The following is a 17484-nucleotide window of genomic DNA, read 5'->3' as shown; positions in this document are numbered from 1 at the left end:
GGCACTGGTGGTTTCTGGTCCACTTCGCCGTGGTGACCCCGATCGGATCGGTGGTTACCTGATCACCGGACGGCTCGGCGAGGGTGGCCAGGGGGTCGTCTACCTCGGAGAGGGTGACGGCGGCGAGAAGGTCGCGATCAAGGTCATGCGAGGCGGCATCGAGCGTTCGTTCGAGAAAGAGGTCGCCGCCGCTCGTCAGGTCGCCGAGTTCTGCACAGCCAGGGTGCTCGCCGCCGATCTCGACCACGACCCGCCCTACGTGGCCAGCGAGCACATCGACGGTCCCTCGCTGGCCGCGGTCGTCGAGGCCGAGGGAGTGGTCCGCGGGGCCGTGCTCCACCGGCTGGCGGTCGGTACGGCCACCGCGCTCACCGCCATCCACCGGGCGGGAGTGGTGCACCGGGACTTCAAGCCGGGCAACGTGCTCATCGGCCCGGACGGGCCACGTGTGATCGACTTCGGCATCGCCAGGCTCGCCAACGTGACCGCGACCACGAGAGGGCTGATGGGCACCCCTCCCTACATGGCTCCCGAACAGTTCGACGCCGGGCAGGTGGGACCGGCGACGGACGTCTTCGCGTGGGGCTCCACCATGACCTACGCGGCCACCGGCAGGCCGCCGTTCGGCGGCGACACGTTCGCGGCGATCGCCTACCGGATCCTGCACGGCGAGCCCGAACTCGGCGACCTGGCCGAGCCGCTCCGCTCGATCGTGGCGCGCTGCCTCGCCAAGGATCCCGCACGTCGGCCCAGCGCCAGGGACGTGCTGCTGGAACTGCTCGGCGAGGCGCGGACGGGCGACGTCACCGGCGCCCTCCGGCAGGGGCGGCTCACCGCGACCGTCGAGGGCGCTCCTGTGACGCGCAGGCGGCTGCTCCTGGCCGGCGGGGTCGCCGCGACGGCGCTGGCCGTGACGGGAGGGGTGTTCTGGCGGTGGGGGACGGGGAGCCCCTCCCCGGGACCCCTGTCCATCCCGACCGTGCCGGGGACCCCCACTCTCGGCGGCGGGACGTCCACCCCCGCGCCCGCCTCCGCGGGAAGTACGCCCGCCGCGGTCAACGCGTCCGCCTCCGCTCCCGCGCCGAGCACCCGCGTCTCCTCCTCGCCCCCCGGTCCGCCGCCCGCCAGGTCGGCCGAGCTCGTCGCGGCCGTCGAGAGCGCGGTCCTCGCCGCGCCCGTCGCCGACTTCACGTTCGAAGGTCAGCTCACCGACAGCGACTTCCTGGGCACCGCCACCGGGCGGCTGGGCTACGGCGGCGTCGACGCCGAGGCCAGCCAGTACGGAACGGGCTTCGACATGAGGGTCCGCATGAGGTCCGGGAAGGCCAGGAAGGTGGCCGTCCTGTGGGAGGAGGGGCGGCAGGAGACCTACCTCGACGCCCGCAGGGTGAAGGACCAGGCCGACCCTCCCGAGGCACTGTCGATGGCGGAGATGGTGATCGTGACGGCCTCCGTCGACGTCATCCTCGACCTGGCCATACAGACCACGCGGATCACCCGCGAGGGGCGCCTCTACTCCGGCCAGCTCGTCACCACCAGGGCGCCCGCGGCGGTCGTCGACAAGCTCTCCGAGATCACCGGAGGATGGACGCCCGAACAGCTCGAACGGCAGTCCACGATCCAGTGGCGGCTGCGCCTGGACGCCGACGACCGGCCCGCGACCTTCGACTTCGACTGGCGTGCCCTGCTCCACGGAAGCCGGACGACCTCCCCCTTCCGTACCGTCTACCGCGACTGGCGGGCCGGGACCGTCACCATCTCCTAGCGACGCCGGCGGCGCGGGTCAGCGGACCTCTTCCCGGGTGCGCCCAGAGGCTCGTACGAGGCGCCGGGGCCAGGGCGGCCATGGCGATGAGCGCGATCCCGCCGAGGTCGAACAGGCACACCCGGGCCGGGGGCCGAGGTGGACCGAGGGTACGCCCGGCGTGCACGACGATCAGCGGCAGGTATCCGGCCGCGAACGCCATCCATCGAACACGGAGGGGGTCGACAGCGCCACGATCATGAATCCGGCCATGCCCGGCGGGATCGGCGCCCTGCGGGGGTGAATTCAGTTGAGGGCCGAAAAAGTTTTTCTCACAAAAGCGGATATATGGCCTTAAATCATTAGCTTCGAGGGGAGGGCTTGTCCTTCTTCCCGGCCACGAGGGTGTCGGCGGTCTTGCCGGGCACGGGCGTCCCGACCGGCGTGGGTGCGGTCGCGGGGGGCACGGAGGTCGCGGCACCGGACGGGGGCTTGCGGGTGCGCGTACGGGGGCGGGCGACCGCGGGGAACTCCGCGGTGTCGGTGGTGCCCTCCGGGGTGGGACCTCCCGAGGTGGTGCCCTCCGAGGTGGCGCCCTCAGGGGTGAGCCTCGCAGGGGCGGGCTCGTCGGGCTTCTTCCCGGCGCTGGGCCGGGCGGGGGCGGGCGCCGCGTGGGTCTCGGGCTCGCGTAGCGCGGCGATGACGTCGTCGGCCTCGGCCTCGGCGGCGAAGTCCTCGGCGGCCTCGGCCTCGCGGCGTTTGATCACCACCATGTGGTCGACCGACAGGCGGCCCGCGCCGCCGACCGCGAGCAGGATGGAGGCGGCCCCGAGGGCCACGATCAGCTTGGCGTCGCCCCCGGTGAGCGGCAGGCCCGTCTCGCCGCTGGCCAGTACGAACACGGCGAGAGCCTCGGCGAACAGCAGCAGTCCGCACGCGGGCACGGCGAGACCGGCCACCAGCAGCGCGCCGCCGATGAGCTCCGTCAGCATGGTGGTGGCGGCCCACACTTCGGCTCCGGAGGCGCCCAGGGCCTCGAACTGGTCGGAGGTGGCGTTCAGGCCCGCTTCGAGCTTGTGCCAGCCGTTGGCGAAGAAGATCCCGCCCACACCCAGCCTCGCGGCCAGGGAGGCGAGATCATGAAGGGTTTGTCGCACGGTTCCTCATTCTGGTTAGATTCCCCGTTCCTGCCCATGCTTGACCGATAGATGACCGAGCAGGGGCCTTCCAAACCCGTCACGAGGGGTCGTCCCCCTCCTCTTCGCCGGGGCGGCGGGGCACCAGGAGTGTCACCGCGAGCGCGGTGGCGCCCAGCAGGAACACGCTCACCGCCACCGTCGCGTGCAGGCCGGAGACGAACGCGACGCGGGCCGAGGCGAGCAGGGCGTCCCCCACGCCGCCGCCGATCTCCCGCGCCACGTGCGCGGCGGAGGCGAGCGACTGGCGGGCCTGGTCCATCATCGCGGGCGCGACGCCGTGGACCGAGGGCAGCGAGGGGGCGTACACGACCGTGGTGATCGTGCCGAGCACCGCGACCCCGAGCCCCGCGCCCAGCTCGTAGGCGGTCTCCTCGATCGCGGCGGCGCCGCCCGCGTGGGACTCCGGGGCGGACGACATGATCGTGTCGGAGGCGGCCAGCAGGGTGACCTGGATGCCGAAGCCGATACCGATGAAGCAGAGCGTCAGGGCCACCGGATGCCCCTCGGTGTGCCAGGTCAGGGTGGGGGCGAGGGAGAGGGCGGTCAGCGCCAGCCCGCCGCCCATCGTGGCGCGCAGCCCGAACCACCGCAGCAGCCGCGCCCCGGCCAGGCCGCCCGCGATCGAGGCGATCATGAGGGGGAGCATGCGTACGGCGGCCTGGAGCGGGCTGTCGCCGAGGACCAGCTGGAGATACTGGGCGAGCATGAGCTCCAGCCCGACCAGGGCGAAGACCGTCAGCAGCACGGCGCCCACCCCCGCGCGGAACGCCCGCAGCCGGAACAGGCTCAGGTCCAGCAGGGGGAAGGCCAGCCGTCGCTGCCTGCGGACGAACCACGCCAGCAGCCAGACCCCGCCCAGGAACGCCACTACCCCGCCCGGATGCCCGGTGCCCGCCTCCTTGAGGCCGAAGGCCACCCCGAGGATGCCCAGCACCGACAGCGCCGCGCTGAGCGCGTCCCACGGCCGGCCGGAGCGCCTGCGGGACTCGGGGAGGACCCTGGCCGCGGCGGGCAGCAGGACCACGAGGATGGGGACGTTGATCAGGAAGACGGCGCCCCACCAGAAGTGCTCGACGAGCACCCCTCCGACGATCGGGCCGACCGCGGCCCCGGCGGCGGCCACCGCGCTCCACACGCCCAGCGCGATCGCCCGCTCGTGCCGGTCGGTGAAGACCTGCCGGATGATCGAGAGTGTGGCGGGCATGATCATCGCTCCGCCGAGGCCGAGCAGCGCGCGTGCGGAGATCAGCGCGAGCGGGGTCGGCGCGAACGCCGCCGCGGCCGAGGCGACGCCGAAGACCAGGTATCCGGCCAGCACCAGGCGCTTGCGCCCGTAGCGGTCACCGAGCGTGCCGAAGGTCAGCAGCAGCGGCGCGACCATCAGCGAGTAGACGTCGATGATCCACAACAGTTCCACGGAGGACGGTTCGAGGGCGGCCGTCAGTGCCGGTACCGCGATGTGCAGCACCGTGGCGTCCACCGCGATCAGCAGCAGGCTGAAGCAGAGGATGGCGAGGACCGACCATCGGCCGGCCCCGGATGCCCGTGGGTCGCCGTCCGTGCGCCTGGCCATGACGGTGGTCATGAGCCGCTCAGGATCTGTCGGCGTGGACGAACATGCGTCGCAGCTTAGGCGAAGTCGGGCGGTGTCCGGGGCGGCATTGGGTGATTGATTCACAGGGGAATGTCCGTTTTGCACCCCGGGTTGGGCGATATTCCAGGCCTTCCGAGGCGCCGTGGGTGACCTCTCTAGAGAGATACAGGCATATACCGCTATCTAGGCAAAAGGTGATCTCGCACGGACCATGGCGATCGTGGGGAGCCAGCGCGAGGCCCGTGAGCCGCCGTGGTGAGCGGGCCCGGCGGGCACGACCCCGCCTCGGTCCCGCCACCGCGGGACCCCGACAACCCCGAACACGGGAACGCCCCCGGCCGGGTGTCTGAGCCGCCACGGGACCCCGCCACCTCCGGACGCGGGAACGTCTCCGGCCGGGTGTCTGAGTCGCCACGGAATCCCGCCGGCCCCGGGAACGCCCTCGGCCGGGTCCCCGCGCCGTCCGGGGATCCCGACGGCTCCCGGCACGGGCACGACCCCGCCTCGGGACCCGTCCCGCCGCCCCGGGATCCCGCCGATCCCCGGCAGTGGTGTGCCGTGGCCGCCGCGTGGCTGGGCCGCGACCGGCCCGAGGCCGCGCTGGAGGCCGCCCGCAGGGCGCTGGACCTCGACCCCCGCTCCGAGTCCGGCGCCGACTGGGGGTACCGCCTCGCCAGCCTCGCGTTCGAGCGGCTCGGCCGCGACGCGGAGGCCGTGGCGGCCGCCGAGGAGGCCGTACGCCTCGCACCGGGCTCCTGGGCCGCGCGGATGCGCCTGGGAGCCGCGCTGCGCAGGGTGCCGGGGCGCTGGCGCGAGTCGCGGGCCCAGGCGGCCAGGGCCGTACGCTACGCGCCGGAGGAGCCGGACCCGCACGTCCTCGCCGGTGACCTCGCCCTGCTGCGGGGTGAGTACGGCCTCGCGGAGGCCGCCTACCGCGAGGCGCTGCGCCATCTGCCCGGCCACCCCGGCGCCAGGATCAACCTCGGTCTGGCCCAGTTGCGCTGGGAACGCCCGCGTGTCCACCACGACCCCGCCTGGCCGGTCGACCCCCGCGAGACGAGCCGGGCCAGGCGTGCCCTGGAGACCTGGTCGCGACAGACCCGGATCCTGCTGGCCGCCGCCCTCGTCGCGGTCTGCGCGGCGGAGTTCGGGTTCGGCCTGGCCGCCGTGGCGAGGATCGGCGGCGGGCTGATATTGCTCGCCGTCCTGGCGATCACCCTCAGGCAGGCGCACCGGGTCAGGCTCTGGTCGTACGTGCCGGGCATGCTCGCCCGCGATCTCTGGCTCAGCACGTCGGTCTCGATCACCCTGGTCGCCGTGACCGCGTACGTCGCGGTCGTCGCCACCCTGCCCACGGAGATCCCGCCGCTCCTTCACACCCCGGTATCGGGCGCGCCGGGGGCGGTCTGGGCCGGTCTCGCCGGGTTGGTGCTCCTCAACGGGGCGGTACTGCTCGTCCTGCGCGTCCTCGTCGAGGCGTGGCGCGGGCGGCCGGGCAGGGCGCTGGCCGAGTTCGCCGCCGCCGGTGACGACCGCACGGCCAGGCGCGACGTGAACGTGACCCTCTGGCTGGTGGCGGGCCGGGTCTGGTCGGTGCCGGTGGCGGTCGTGGTGGCGGTCGCCGTCCTGGACGAGCGAAGCTGGGCGCTGGCCGCGCTCGCCGTGCCGCTCGTGCTCGGCTGGGCGCGCGGCCGGGTGGGACCGGCCCCGGCCCTCACCCGCGCGCTCGCCTCGGACCGCGTGCTGGCGGCGGCGCTGGCCCTGCCCGCCTCGGCGTCGGTCCTGCTCGGCGCGGCCGGGGTAGCGACGCTCCTCGGGTTCGCCCCGGTGGGGGAGTGGGTCTGGTGGGCCGGGATCGTGCTGCTGGCCCTGCCGGTGGCGATGTTCGCCACGAGGTCGATACGGGCGTGGTGGCGGGGCGCGCCGGGGCCGTGGCGGGCCTCGCTGGTCATGTGCGACGGCCGCGGGAGCCGCCTGCCCGGCGACGCCGCGCCGCCGGTGGGGCTCAGCGGGGAGGTGCGCGCGGCCTTCACCTACGCGCGGGGGGTGGTGCTCGCGTACGCCGACCCCAGCGGCCCGCGCGCGCTCGCCGTCGGCGCGGTCAGCTCGGTCGGCCCGAGCGGCGAGCTGCGCCTGATCGCCGCCTCCGACGCCTGGGAGGCCGCCGAACGCGACCCCAGGGTGGCGGTCTTCGTCGCCGATCCGCTCGACCGCCGATTCTGGGCCGAGGTACGCGGCATCGCCATCGGCGACACCGAGGCCGACCTGCTGAGGATCACCCCCAAGGAGGTCGTGGTCGGCGAGTATCCCGGCCGCCACCAGGGCCGCGCCCACCGAGGCTGAACCGTCCCCCGGACCCCCGGACCGCCGGTCGCTGACACCGGGACCGAACGCCGGGACCGGGCGCTGAGACCGGGCGCCGGGACCGGGCCGGGGCCATGAACCGCCGGGACCGGGCGGGGTGTCCACCGGCATCGCGGGCCGCCGGGCCGAGAGGTCGCCGGGACCGTGGGCCGCCTTGCCGGGCGGTGACATTTTCCTGCCCGCCCCCCGGCGCGCCTCCCCGCCCTGACGAGCGGCGGAAGGCGGCCGGAACCGGGCCGTACCACCCTCGGGGAACGCGGGCGCGGGCCGCCGCGCGCGGGGCGCGGAGGCGGCACGGAGAAGGGTGTGACCGAAGGGGCGGCACAGGAAGAGCTTGCTGCCTCGAACGTTGGTTTCATCCGTTCTCATCCGTATATCTGATCGTGCCCGTACGACGGCGTGGCGCGCCCCCCAGGCACGCGCAAACGTCCCCTCGTTGCGGTATAACCGGGGGCGAACCGGGGAGGCGTGATGCGGGAATCCAGCAGGGCCCGTCCGGCGGGGCGCGCGGCGGCACGGGATCTGTTCGAGCAGGTCCGGCTGGGCTACTTCCGGCTCTCGCCGCCCCTGCGCAGGCTGATCTACGTCGCGGTGCTGGCCGGAGCCGTCGCGCTGGCGTTCGGGCTCGGCTGGTCGGTCCTCAACACGTTCTTCGGCACGCTGGCGTTGCTCGGCTTCGCGGCGCTGACCCTGAGCTTCCCCCGCGCCGCCGCCACCCTGCTCGTGGTGCTCGCCTGGCTGGCGACGATCCTGATCGTCCAGGGCGCCTCCGGTGCGAGCTCGCCGATCCCGACGGCGCTGATGATCCTCGGCCTGCTGGTCGCCGGAGCCGCCCACCTCATCCGCTGGGTCCCCCCGTGGGTGACCACGGTCATGGCGCTGGTACCCGCCGGGCTGACGGCCGTCCTGCTCGGCGTGGTCGTCACCGGGTTCGTGCCCGCCGTCGCCATCTGGGCCGCGTACGCCGTGGCGGCCGGGGTGCTGGTTTACCGGTTCCTGCAGGCCCGCCGGGTGCGGGGCGCGCTGGAGGCGGGGGAGCGGCACCAGACCGGGCTCCGGGTCCGCGAGGGCGGCCACCTCGCCCCCGCCCAGGGAGCCGGTGAGCGCGACGCGCCGCCGCCGATCTCGGTGGAGGAGGCGCTCGGCGAGCTGGACGCCATGATCGGCCTGGCCCCGGTGAAGGAGCAGGTCCGCTCGATCGCCGCCTCGATCGAGGCGGCCAGGCTGCGCAGGGAGGCCGGATACTCCACCGAGCCGCCGATGCGGCACTTCGTGTTCGTCGGCCCGCCGGGCACCGGCAAGACCAGCGTGGCCAGGACCGTCGCGAAGATCTTCTACGCCTTCGGCCTGCTGGAGACCCCCTACGTGGTGGAGGCCCAGCGCGCCGACCTGGTGGGGGAGTTCCTCGGCGCCACCGCGATCAAGACGAACGAGCTGGTCGACCGGGCGCTCGGCGGGGTGCTGTTCGTCGACGAGGCGTACAGCCTGATCAACTCCGGCGACGGCCAGCCCGACAGGTTCGGCGCGGAGGCCGTGCAGACGCTGCTCAAGCGGGCCGAGGACGACCGCGACCGGCTGATCGTCATCCTGGCCGGATACGAGAAGGAGATGAGCGCCTTCCTGTCGTCCAATCCCGGCCTGGGCAGCAGGTTCTCCAGCAGGGTCCGCTTCCCCAGCTACGCCCCCGACGAGCTGCTCCAGATCACCGAGCTGCTGCAGCGGCGCCGGGGCGACCGGATGGCGCCCGAGGCCGCGCCCGCCCTGCTCGCCCGCTTCGAGGACATCCACCGCCGCGCGATCGTCGACGACCTGGGCAACGCCCGGTTCGTCCGCAGCCTCGTGGAGGCCGTCGCGCAGGCCAGGGACGTGCGCGTGGTGGGGGCGGGCGGCGCGCCCACCACCGAGGACCTGGTCACCACGGTCGAGGGCGACGTCGTCAAGGCGTTCGACGAGATCACCGCCCGCTATCGGGGCTACCAGGCCGCCCCCTCCCTCGAGGAGGCGCTGGCCGATCTCGACCGCATGGCGGGGCTGGAACCCGTCAAACGGCAGGTGCACGCGATCGCCGCGCAGCTCAGGGTGGCCAAGATGCGCCAGGAACGAGGGCTGCCGACCCCGCCGCAGATGCGGCACTTCGTCTTCGCCGGGCCGCCCGGCACCGGCAAGACCACCGTGGCCCGCATCCTGGGCCGCATCTTCGCCGCGCTGGGCCTGCTCGCCCAGCCCGACGTGGTGGAGGCCCAGCGGGCCGACCTGGTCGGCCAGCACCTCGGCGCCACCGCGATCAAGACGAACGAGCTGGTCGACCGGGCGCTCGGCGGGGTGCTGTTCGTCGACGAGGCGTACAGCCTGGTCAACTCCGGCTACAGCGGCGGCGACGCCTTCGGCGCCGAGGCCGTGCAGACGCTGCTCAAGCGGGCCGAGGACGACCGCGACCGGCTGGTGATCATCCTGGCCGGATACGAGAAGGAGATGAGCGCCTTCCTGTCGTCCAATCCCGGCCTGGGCAGCAGGTTCAACCAGCGGGTGCTGTTCCCCTCGTACGCGCCGGGGGAGCTCACCGAGATCGCGGTGCTGCTCGCCGACTCCTCGGGCGACAGGTTCGACGACGACGCCCGCCGCGACCTGGCCGAGGTCTTCACCTGGGTCTGCGACGAGGGCCTGATCGACGGCCTCGGCAACGGCAGGTTCGCGCGCTCGCTCTTCGAGCGCGCCGCGATGCGCAGGGACGTCCGCCTGGCCGCCCTCGGCGGCGCCACCGCCAGCGCCGCCGACCTGACCACCATCACCAGCGCCGACCTGCGCGCCGCCGTCGACGAGCTCGCCGGGAAGTGACCCCGGCTCCCGGGAAGGCGCCCCCGGCCGCGCGGGCGGTGTCTTCGCGGTTCTCCGGAAAAGGCTCCCGGTCCTCCGGGAGGGGCTCCCGGTTCTCCGGGACGTGACCGCGGGCCCGCCCGGCCGTCTCCAACGCCCGCGCGGCCGTCCCCGGTGCGCGGCCGGTCGTCCTCCGGGCCGGGTCGGCTGACCCGCGGGCCCAGCGGCGCCGTCTCTCACCGAGATCCCTCCGATTCGGTACGCTATGCAGCCCACCGGTCGCCGAGTGTAGCAAGATGGTCACTGACAGCGGCGGGGCTCCGGAGGAGGAAAGATGGCGGGATTCCTTGCCCGCAGGCTGCTCAACTACCTGGTGCTGATCGCCGTGGCCACCAGCCTGGCCTACATGCTGGCCGCCTCGGCCCTCAACCCGCGATCCAACTACGAGGGCCGCAACCCTCCGCTCCCCCCGGCCGTCGTCGACGCGCGCCTCACCGAGCTCAACCTCAACGACCGCACCCCGCTGTTCGAGCGCTACCTGACCTGGGCGGGTGGCGTCGCGCGCGGCGACTTCGGCAAGACGGCGGCCGGAGGCTCGGTCAACGACGACCTCGGGCGCCGCGTCGGCGTCACCCTGCGCCTGATCACGAGCGGGCTGGTCCTCGGCAGCGTCGCCGGTGTGCTCATCGGCGCCTACGCCGCGGTCAGGCAGTACGGCCTCTTCGACCGGGTGGCGACCGGCCTGTCCTTCGTGGTGCTCGCGATCCCCACGGTGGTGCTGGCCAACGTCCTGATCATCGCCGCGATCCGGCTCAACGAGGCGGCAGGCACCCAGATCCTCCTCGTCAGCGGCGAGGCGACCCCCGGCCTCCCGGGAGGGTTCGCCGCCGCAGCGCTCGACCGGATCCGGCACCTGGTGCTGCCCACGCTGTCGCTGTCGCTCGGGCTGGTCGCCGTCTACAGCCGCTACCAGCGCAACATGATGCTCGACGTGCTCGGCGCCGACTTCATCCGCACGGCCATGGCCAAGGGGCTGAGCCGCCGCGCCGCGCTGACCCGGCACGCGCTGCGCACCGCGCTCATCCCGGCGGTCACCTACTTCGCCTTCACTTTCGGGGCACTGCTGGTCGGCACCACCTTCACCGAGAAGATCTTTGGCTGGCACGGCATGGGGGAGCAGCTGGTCGACTCGATCTCCACCAACGACGTCAACACCGTCGCCGCGATCAGCTGCTTCGCCGCGCTGGCCGTGCTGCTGGCCGCGCTCGCCTCCGACGTGCTCCACGCCGTCCTCGACCCTCGCGTCCGGGTGGGGTGAGCCGGAGATGACCATCGCCGACGAGGAGCTCGCCGAACAGCGGGCGTCCGTCGACAGGATCAAGGCGCCCTCGCGGCTGCGGGTGGTCATGGGCCGCCTCCTGCGCTCGGGCCGGGGCAGGACCGGCTTCACGCTGCTCGTGCTGATCTTCCTGCTGGCCTTCGCCGGGCCGTACCTCACCCGCTGGACGTACGTCTCGAAGGACTTCACGGCCTTCATGGCGCCGCCCTCCACCGAGCACTGGTGGGGGACCCTGCAGACCGGCGCCGACGTGTACGCGGTCACGCTGCGCGGCCTGCAGCGGTCCCTGATCGTCGGCCTGCTCGCCGCGGTGGTCGGCACCGCGCTCGCGGCCGTGGTGGGGGCCTTCGCCGGATACTTCGGAGGCTGGACCGACCGGGGGCTGACCTGGCTGACCGACCTGCTCCTGGTGCTCCCGGCCTTCCTGATCCTGGCGATCATGTCCCCGCTCTTCGTCGGGGGACAGTGGCCGGTGTTCGTGCTGGTGCTGGCGCTCTTCCTCTGGATGGTCACCTCGAAGATCGTCCGGAGTATGACCATCTCGCTCAGGGAGCGGGAGTTCATCCACGCGGCCAGGTTCATGGGCGTGCCCCCGACGAGGATCATCTTCCGGCACGTGATCCCCAACATGTCCTCGCTGCTGGTCGTCGACGCCACCCTCAACGTCAGCGCCGCGATCCTCACCGAGACGTCCCTGTCCTACTTCGGCTTCGGTATCCAGCCGCCCGACGTCTCGCTGGGCAGCCTCATCGCCGACGGCGCGCGGACGGCCCTCTACGCCCCCTGGACGTTCTGGTTCTGCGCGGGCCTGCTGATCGTCACCGTGCTCGCGGTGAACCTGGTCGGCGACTCCCTGCGCGACGCCTTCGACCCCACGTCCCACAGGGGTGGGTGACCGGTGAAGAGCGAGTGGCCCTCGGGCGCGACACCCCGGATCGGCCGGACCGGCGGGCACGCGCCCGCGCCGGACCCGGTCGCCCCCGTGCTCGAGGTGCGCGACCTCGACGTCACCTTCGGCTCGGGCCCCGGCGCGGTCCGCGCGGTCAGGGGCATGGGCTACGCGGTCCGCCCCGGCGAGGTGCTCGGCGTGGTCGGGGAGTCCGGCTCCGGCAAGTCGGTCACCTCGCTGGCCGTGATGGGCCTGCTCCCGGCGCACGCCCGCGTCACCGGCTCGGTGCGGCTGCTCGGGCAGGAGATCCTGGGGGCTCCGGAGAAGACGCTCACCGCGTTCCGCGGCAAGACCGTCTCGATGGTCTTCCAGGACCCGCTCTCCGCGCTCACCCCCGTCTACCGGGTCGGCGACCAGGTCGCCGAGGCGATCCGCGTGCACCAGCGGGTGAGCGCGGCCCAGGCCGCCAGGCGCGCCGTCGAGCTGCTCGACCTGGTCGGCATCCCCAACGCCGCGCAGCGGGCCAGGGCGTTCCCGCACGAGTTCTCCGGCGGCATGCGCCAGCGCGCGGTGATCGCGATGGCGATCGCCAACGACCCCGACGTGATCCTCTGCGACGAGCCGACCACCGCGCTCGACGTGACCATCCAGGCGCAGGTGCTGGAGGTGCTGAAGACGGCGCAGCGCGAGACCGGCGCGGCGATCGTCATCATCACCCACGACCTGGGGGTGGTGGCCGGGTTCGTCGACCGGGTCCTCGTCATGTACGCCGGGCGCCCCGTCGAGGTCGGCTCGGTGGACGAGGTCTACTACCGCAGCCGCATGCCGTACACCATGGGCCTGCTCGGCTCGGTCCCGCGCCTCGACCGAGGCCGGGAGCAGCCGCTGGTGCCGATCGGGGGCAGCCCGCCGTCACCGGCGGCGCTGCCGCCCGGCTGCCCGTTCGAGCCGCGCTGCCCGATCGCCGTACCGGCGTGCGCCGAGGCCGAGCCGGAGCCGGAGCCGGAGCCGGTGGGCTCGCCCGGCCACCTCGCGGCGTGCGTGCGCTCCGGCGAGATCGAGGCGGCGGGCTGGTCGCCCGCCCAGCTCTACGGCGTACGCGGCCCCTCAGGGGGCGCGGCCACGCGTGCCGAGGCCGGTCCCGCCCGGCGCCCGGCAGGCCCCGCCGACTCCACCGGTTCCACCGGCCTCGCCGCCCCCGCCGTCGAGGAGCCGCCGCGCCCGCGCGACGAGCGCGACGTGGTCCTGGCGGTCGAGGACCTGGTCAGGCACTACCCCCTGGTCAAGGGGACGCTCCTGCGGCGGCGGGTCGGCACGGTCCGCGCGGTGGACGGCGTCAGCCTCGACGTCCGCGAGGGCGAGACGCTCGGCCTGGTCGGCGAGTCGGGCTGCGGCAAGACGACCACCCTGATGGAGATCCTCGAACTGGCCGCACCGCAGCACGGCAGGATCACGGTGCTGGGCCACGACACCTCGGGGATGAGCGCCCGCGACCGGATGGCCGTGCGGCGCGACATGCAGATCGTCTTCCAGGACCCGCTCGCCTCGCTCGACCCGAGGATGACCGTCTACGACATCCTCGCCGAGCCGCTGCGCGCGCACGGCGCCCGGAGGCCGGGGCCGAGGATCGGCGAGCTGCTCGACCTGGTCGGCCTGGAACCCGGCCACGCCGCCCGCTACCCGCAGGATTTCTCCGGGGGCCAGCGCCAGCGCATCGGCATCGCCCGCGCCCTCGCGCTGGAGCCCCGGCTGGTCGTGCTGGACGAACCGGTCTCGGCGCTCGACGTGTCCATCCAGGCGGGGGTGCTCAACCTGCTGGAGGAGCTGAGGACCCGCCTGGGCCTGTCGTACCTGTTCGTGGCGCACGACCTGGCCGTGGTCCGGCACATCGCCGACCGGGTCGCGGTCATGTACCTGGGAAGGATCGCCGAGATCGGCCGGGTCGGCGGGGTCTACGACAGCCCGATGCACCCCTACACGCGGGCCCTGCTGTCGGCGATCCCGCTGCCGGACCCGGTGCTGGAGCGCTCCAGAAGGCGGATCCTGCTGGAGGGAGACCTGCCCAGCCCGGCCGACCCTCCCTCGGGGTGCCGCTTCCGCACCCGCTGTCCCCTGTTCAAGGCCCTCGGTGAGACCGACAGGCGACGCTGCGTGGACGAGGAGCCCCAGGTGCGGCGGCTCGGGGACGACCACGGCGTCTCGTGCCACTTCGCCGAGAGGATCGACGCCGTATGACCCGGCCGTTCGTCCAGACACGCGCCCGGACACAGGCACGGACGCAAGCCCGGAGCAGGTCGGCCGTACGCCGTTCGCACGCCCAGCCGCACGTCCAGTCGTATGCCCCGGGAGGAACACCGTGATATCAATCCGGCGCGTGGGCGCGCTCGCCGCCGCGCTGGCCATGGCCGTCGCACCGGGTCTCGTCGGATGCGGGCAGGAGAGGGGCGTGAAACCGGGCGGGCCCGTACCGGCGGTCAAGGCCTACGACGTCAACCCGGTCGCCCGAGACCGGATCGCGGACGGGGGCGTGCTCCGCTGGGGGATCAACGAGTATCCGTCCAACTGGAACCTCAACCACATCGACGGCAACCTGGCGACGGTCAAGAGGGTCATGGACGGCCTCATGCCCTCCCCCTTCCGCTCCGACGCCAAGGGGAAGATCTCCCCGAACACCGACTATCTGTCCGAGGGCAGGGTCACCGCGCACGAGCCCAGGCAGGTCGTCACGCTGACCCTCAACCCGCGCGCCAGGTGGTCCGACGGCACACCGATCACCTGGGAGGACTACCGCGCCCAGTGGCAGGCGTTGAACGGCCGCGACGCCGGCTACCGGGTGGCGAGCACCACCGGCTACCAGAACATCGAGAAGGTCGCCAGGGGCCGGGACGACCACCAGGTCGTGGTGACCTTCGCCAAACCCTTCGGCGACTGGCAGTCGCTGTTCGCGCCGCTGTACCCCCGGAGCACCAACGCCACCGCCGAGGCGTTCAACACCGCCTGGCTGAACCGCGTCCCGGTGACGGCGGGGCCGTTCGAGTTCGTCGCGTTCGACCCGACCGCCAAGACCGTCACCATCGCGCGGGACGACCGCTGGTGGGGTGAGCGGGCCAAGCTGGACCGGATCATCTACCGCTCCCTGCAGAGCGACGCGCTGGTCGGCGCCTTCAGCAACGGCGAGCTCGACACCTTCGACATCGGCCCGTCCGCGCCCGACTACGCGCGGGCCAAGAGCACCCCGGACGCGATCGTGCGGCAGGCGGCCGGACCTGACTTCCGGCACATCACGATGAACGGTGAGAGCGCGGTCCTGTCCGACCCGAAGGTCCGCAGAGCCGTCGCGATGGGCATCAACCGCCAGGCCATCGCCCAGTCGGACCTCCAGGGCCTCGACTGGCCGATCGTGCTGCTCAACAACCACTTCTTCATGAACACCCAGGAGGGTTACCAGGACAACGCCGGTGAGATCGGCACGTATGACCCCGGCAGGGCCGGGAGGGAGCTGGAGGCCGCGGGCTGGAAGCTGGAGGGCCGGACCCGCAGGAAGGGGGGAAAGGAGCTGAACCTGCGCTTCGTCCTGCCCTCGGGCCTGCAGATCGGCAAATCCGAGGCCGAGCTCGTCCAGGACATGCTCGGCCAGATCGGTGTCGGGGTCACCCTGCAGTCGGTGCCCACGGACGACTACTTCACCAAATACATAATTCCCGGCAATTACGACATCACCGCGTTCGCGTATGTGGGCACCCCCTTTCCCGTCTCCAGCGCCTACGGCCAGTACGCCGACGCCGTCAGGCGCCCCGACGGCACCAAGCAGTGGAACGCCAACCTCGGCCGCATCGGCTCCCCGCAGATCGACGCCGCCATGAACAAGGCGACCGCCGATCTCGACGACGCCAGGGCCATCGCCGACACCAACGCCGCGGACAAGCTCATCTGGCAGGCGGTCAACGTGGTGACGCTCTACCAGCGACCACAGAACGTCGCGGTCAAGAGCAACCTCGCCAACTTCGGCGCCCGGGGCTTCTACGACCTGAGATACCAGGACATCGGCTTCGTCCGTTGACGTGCGCTCTTCCCCGGAAACCGGAGACTCCCGAAGACCCCGAGCGGCACGAGGCGGTAGCTCGGGTCTTCGTTGCCGGGTCGAGGGCGTCGGCTCGTGGTGTGGTGGTTGGTCAAGCGGCACGGTCAATCGGTTCAGAGCATGCTCGGGTCTTCGCCGCCGGGCCGAGGGCGTCGGCCTGTGGTGGTTGGTCAAGCGGCACGACCACCCGGCCCGGGGGCGGTGCTCGGGTCTTCGTCCCCGGGCTCGAAGGCCGGAGTGCCGGTCCGCGTCGCGGTGGTCACGGGTGGGTCATGTTCTGTCGGGGGCGGGGTGTAGAAGTTGGCCATGGCTATCTCGGTGACCTGGCCCCAGGTGCTCGCCTGGCGGCTGAAGCGGCAGTTCGTCGACCCGGCCGACGGGCCCGACGCGGTGTCCGTCGTGCGGAGGCTCACCGGGGTGCAGGCGCAGCTGGCCTCCGCCGCCGCCCTGGCGGTGGCCGTGCGGAGCGCGCGGCCGGATCCCGGTGAGATCGACCGTGCCCTGTGGCGAGATCGCAGCCTGGTCAAGACCTGGACGGCACGCGGCACCCTGCATCTCGTCCCCGCCGACGAGCTGGTTTCCTACGCCGCCGTTCTCGGCTCGTTGCGCAACTGGGAGAAGGGCTCCTGGCAGCGCGGCCACGGTGTCACCGCCGCCGAGGTCGCCGCCATCCTCGACGCCGTGCCCAAGGCGCTCGCGGGCCGCGTCCTCACCCGCGAGGAGCTGGTCGACAGGGTCATCGAGGTCACCGGCGACGCCCACCTGAGGGAGGCGCTGACCTCCGGCTGGGGCGCCCTGCTCAAGCCGCTGAGCTTCCTCGGCGAGCTCTGCTACGGCCCGCCGCGCGAGGGCCGGGTGACGTTCGCCGCTCCCCGCGACCAGGTGCCCGGCTGGCCCGACGCGCTTCCCTCGGTGGAGGAGGGCGGTGTGCGCCTGCTCCGCTCCTTCCTCGGCGCCCACGGCCCCGGCGTCCCCGAGACGTTCGACGGCTGGCTCTGCCGGGGGACCACTCGCAAGGCGACACTGCGCGGCTGGTTCCGCGACCTCACCCCCGAGCTGGCCGAGATCGAGGTGGACGGCCGGCCGATGGTCATGCTCGCCGAGCACCTCGACGACCTGGCCGCGGCCCGGCCCGCCACCGGAGTCCACCTCCTGCCCGGCTTCGACCAGTACGTCCTGGCCGCTCCGCGCGACCTGGAGCCCCTCCTGCCCGCCGAGGCGAAGGCGAAGGTCAGCCGGGCCGCGGGCTGGATCTCCCCGGTCGTCATCCACGAGGGCAGGGTGGCCGGGGTCTGGGAGGCGAGGGACGGGAAGATCACCGTCGACCTCCTGGAGGAGGTTCCCGTCGCAGCCCTCGCCGCCGAGATCGAGCGGGTGTCCGCGCTCCCGCGCTGAGGGGCGCCGTGTCGGCCCACCGGCCTCGTTTCCCGGGGGTGTCCGTCGCCGTACGTGTCCGCGAC

Annotated in this window: 11 protein-coding genes; 8 read left to right on the top strand and 3 right to left on the bottom strand. The window is 73.0% G+C overall.

Translation table 11 applies throughout. From position 1 onward, the window contains the following. The first annotated feature begins 7 nt into the window (after nucleotides 1–7). Entirely contained in the window at nucleotides 8–1765 is a 1758-nt protein-coding gene (locus ABD817_RS14745) for a serine/threonine protein kinase (protein ID WP_344918448.1), read from the top strand. Here the strand turns inward: ABD817_RS14745 and ABD817_RS14740 are convergent. The 3 genes from ABD817_RS14740 to ABD817_RS14730 form a co-directional block, all read right to left on the bottom strand. Beyond that, the gene (locus ABD817_RS14740; protein WP_344918447.1) at nucleotides 1752–1967 is read right to left on the bottom strand and encodes a hypothetical protein; all 216 of its coding nucleotides are present in this window, start codon (nucleotides 1965–1967) and stop codon (nucleotides 1752–1754) included. The two genes, ABD817_RS14745 and ABD817_RS14740, sit on opposite strands and share 14 nt — an antisense overlap. Before the next feature lie 139 nt (nucleotides 1968–2106). Further along, nucleotides 2107–2901, bottom strand: coding sequence for a DoxX family protein (locus tag ABD817_RS14735; RefSeq protein ID WP_344918446.1), 795 nt, complete (start codon nucleotides 2899–2901; stop codon nucleotides 2107–2109). A gap of 79 nt (nucleotides 2902–2980) precedes the next feature. Next, nucleotides 2981–4528, bottom strand: a complete 1548-nt coding sequence (locus ABD817_RS14730; RefSeq protein ID WP_344918445.1) for an MFS transporter — start codon at nucleotides 4526–4528, stop codon at nucleotides 2981–2983. A 408-nt stretch (nucleotides 4529–4936) separates the two neighbouring features. On the opposite strand from ABD817_RS14730, the gene ABD817_RS14725 reads away from it, so the two are divergent. The 7 genes from ABD817_RS14725 (at nucleotide 4937) to ABD817_RS14695 (ending at nucleotide 17419) form a co-directional block, all read left to right on the top strand. After that, nucleotides 4937–6880, top strand: a complete 1944-nt coding sequence (locus ABD817_RS14725) for a tetratricopeptide repeat protein (RefSeq protein WP_344918443.1) — start codon at nucleotides 4937–4939, stop codon at nucleotides 6878–6880. 492 nt (nucleotides 6881–7372) lie between these two features. Next, the gene (locus tag ABD817_RS14720) at nucleotides 7373–9736 is read left to right on the top strand and encodes an AAA family ATPase (protein WP_344918442.1); all 2364 of its coding nucleotides are present in this window, start codon (nucleotides 7373–7375) and stop codon (nucleotides 9734–9736) included. A gap of 313 nt (nucleotides 9737–10049) precedes the next feature. After that, the gene (locus tag ABD817_RS14715) at nucleotides 10050–11033 is read left to right on the top strand and encodes an ABC transporter permease (protein WP_344918441.1); all 984 of its coding nucleotides are present in this window, start codon (nucleotides 10050–10052) and stop codon (nucleotides 11031–11033) included. A gap of 7 nt (nucleotides 11034–11040) precedes the next feature. After that, the gene (locus tag ABD817_RS14710; RefSeq protein WP_344918439.1) at nucleotides 11041–11949 is read left to right on the top strand and encodes an ABC transporter permease; all 909 of its coding nucleotides are present in this window, start codon (nucleotides 11041–11043) and stop codon (nucleotides 11947–11949) included. A gap of 39 nt (nucleotides 11950–11988) precedes the next feature. Further along, nucleotides 11989–14178: an ABC transporter ATP-binding protein gene (locus ABD817_RS14705; protein WP_344918600.1), complete on the top strand. Its 2190-nt coding sequence runs from the start codon at nucleotides 11989–11991 to the stop codon at nucleotides 14176–14178. 139 nt (nucleotides 14179–14317) lie between these two features. Continuing rightward, complete coding sequence (locus ABD817_RS14700) at nucleotides 14318–16003, top strand: ABC transporter family substrate-binding protein (protein ID WP_344918438.1); 1686 nt, start codon at nucleotides 14318–14320, stop codon at nucleotides 16001–16003. Nucleotides 16004–16330: 327 nt separating this feature from the next. Continuing rightward, nucleotides 16331–17419, top strand: coding sequence for a DNA glycosylase AlkZ-like family protein (locus tag ABD817_RS14695; RefSeq protein ID WP_344918437.1), 1089 nt, complete (start codon nucleotides 16331–16333; stop codon nucleotides 17417–17419). The last annotated feature ends 65 nt before the right edge of the window (nucleotides 17420–17484 follow it).

This window comes from Streptosporangium oxazolinicum (assembly GCF_039537505.1).
In the GTDB taxonomy this organism is placed as follows: Bacteria; Actinomycetota; Actinomycetes; order Streptosporangiales; family Streptosporangiaceae; genus Streptosporangium; species Streptosporangium oxazolinicum.
The sequence above is the reverse complement of the archived record's forward strand: the minus strand, read 5'-3'. Positions and strand labels throughout refer to the sequence as shown.

Bases quoted from the DNA above. Each gene is read 5' to 3' on its own strand.
- ABD817_RS14710 (WP_344918439.1), top strand. From the start codon at position 11,041: ATGACCATCGCCGACGAGGAGCTCGCCGAACAGCGGGCGTCCGTCGAC.
- ABD817_RS14720 (WP_344918442.1), top strand. From the start codon at position 7,373: ATGCGGGAATCCAGCAGGGCCCGTCCGGCGGGGCGCGCGGCGGCACGG.
- ABD817_RS14695 (WP_344918437.1), top strand. From the start codon at position 16,331: ATGGCTATCTCGGTGACCTGGCCCCAGGTGCTCGCCTGGCGGCTGAAG.
- ABD817_RS14715 (WP_344918441.1), top strand. From the start codon at position 10,050: ATGGCGGGATTCCTTGCCCGCAGGCTGCTCAACTACCTGGTGCTGATC.
- ABD817_RS14740 (WP_344918447.1), bottom strand. From the start codon at position 1,967: ATGGCGTTCGCGGCCGGATACCTGCCGCTGATCGTCGTGCACGCCGGG.
- ABD817_RS14730 (WP_344918445.1), bottom strand. From the start codon at position 4,528: ATGACCACCGTCATGGCCAGGCGCACGGACGGCGACCCACGGGCATCC.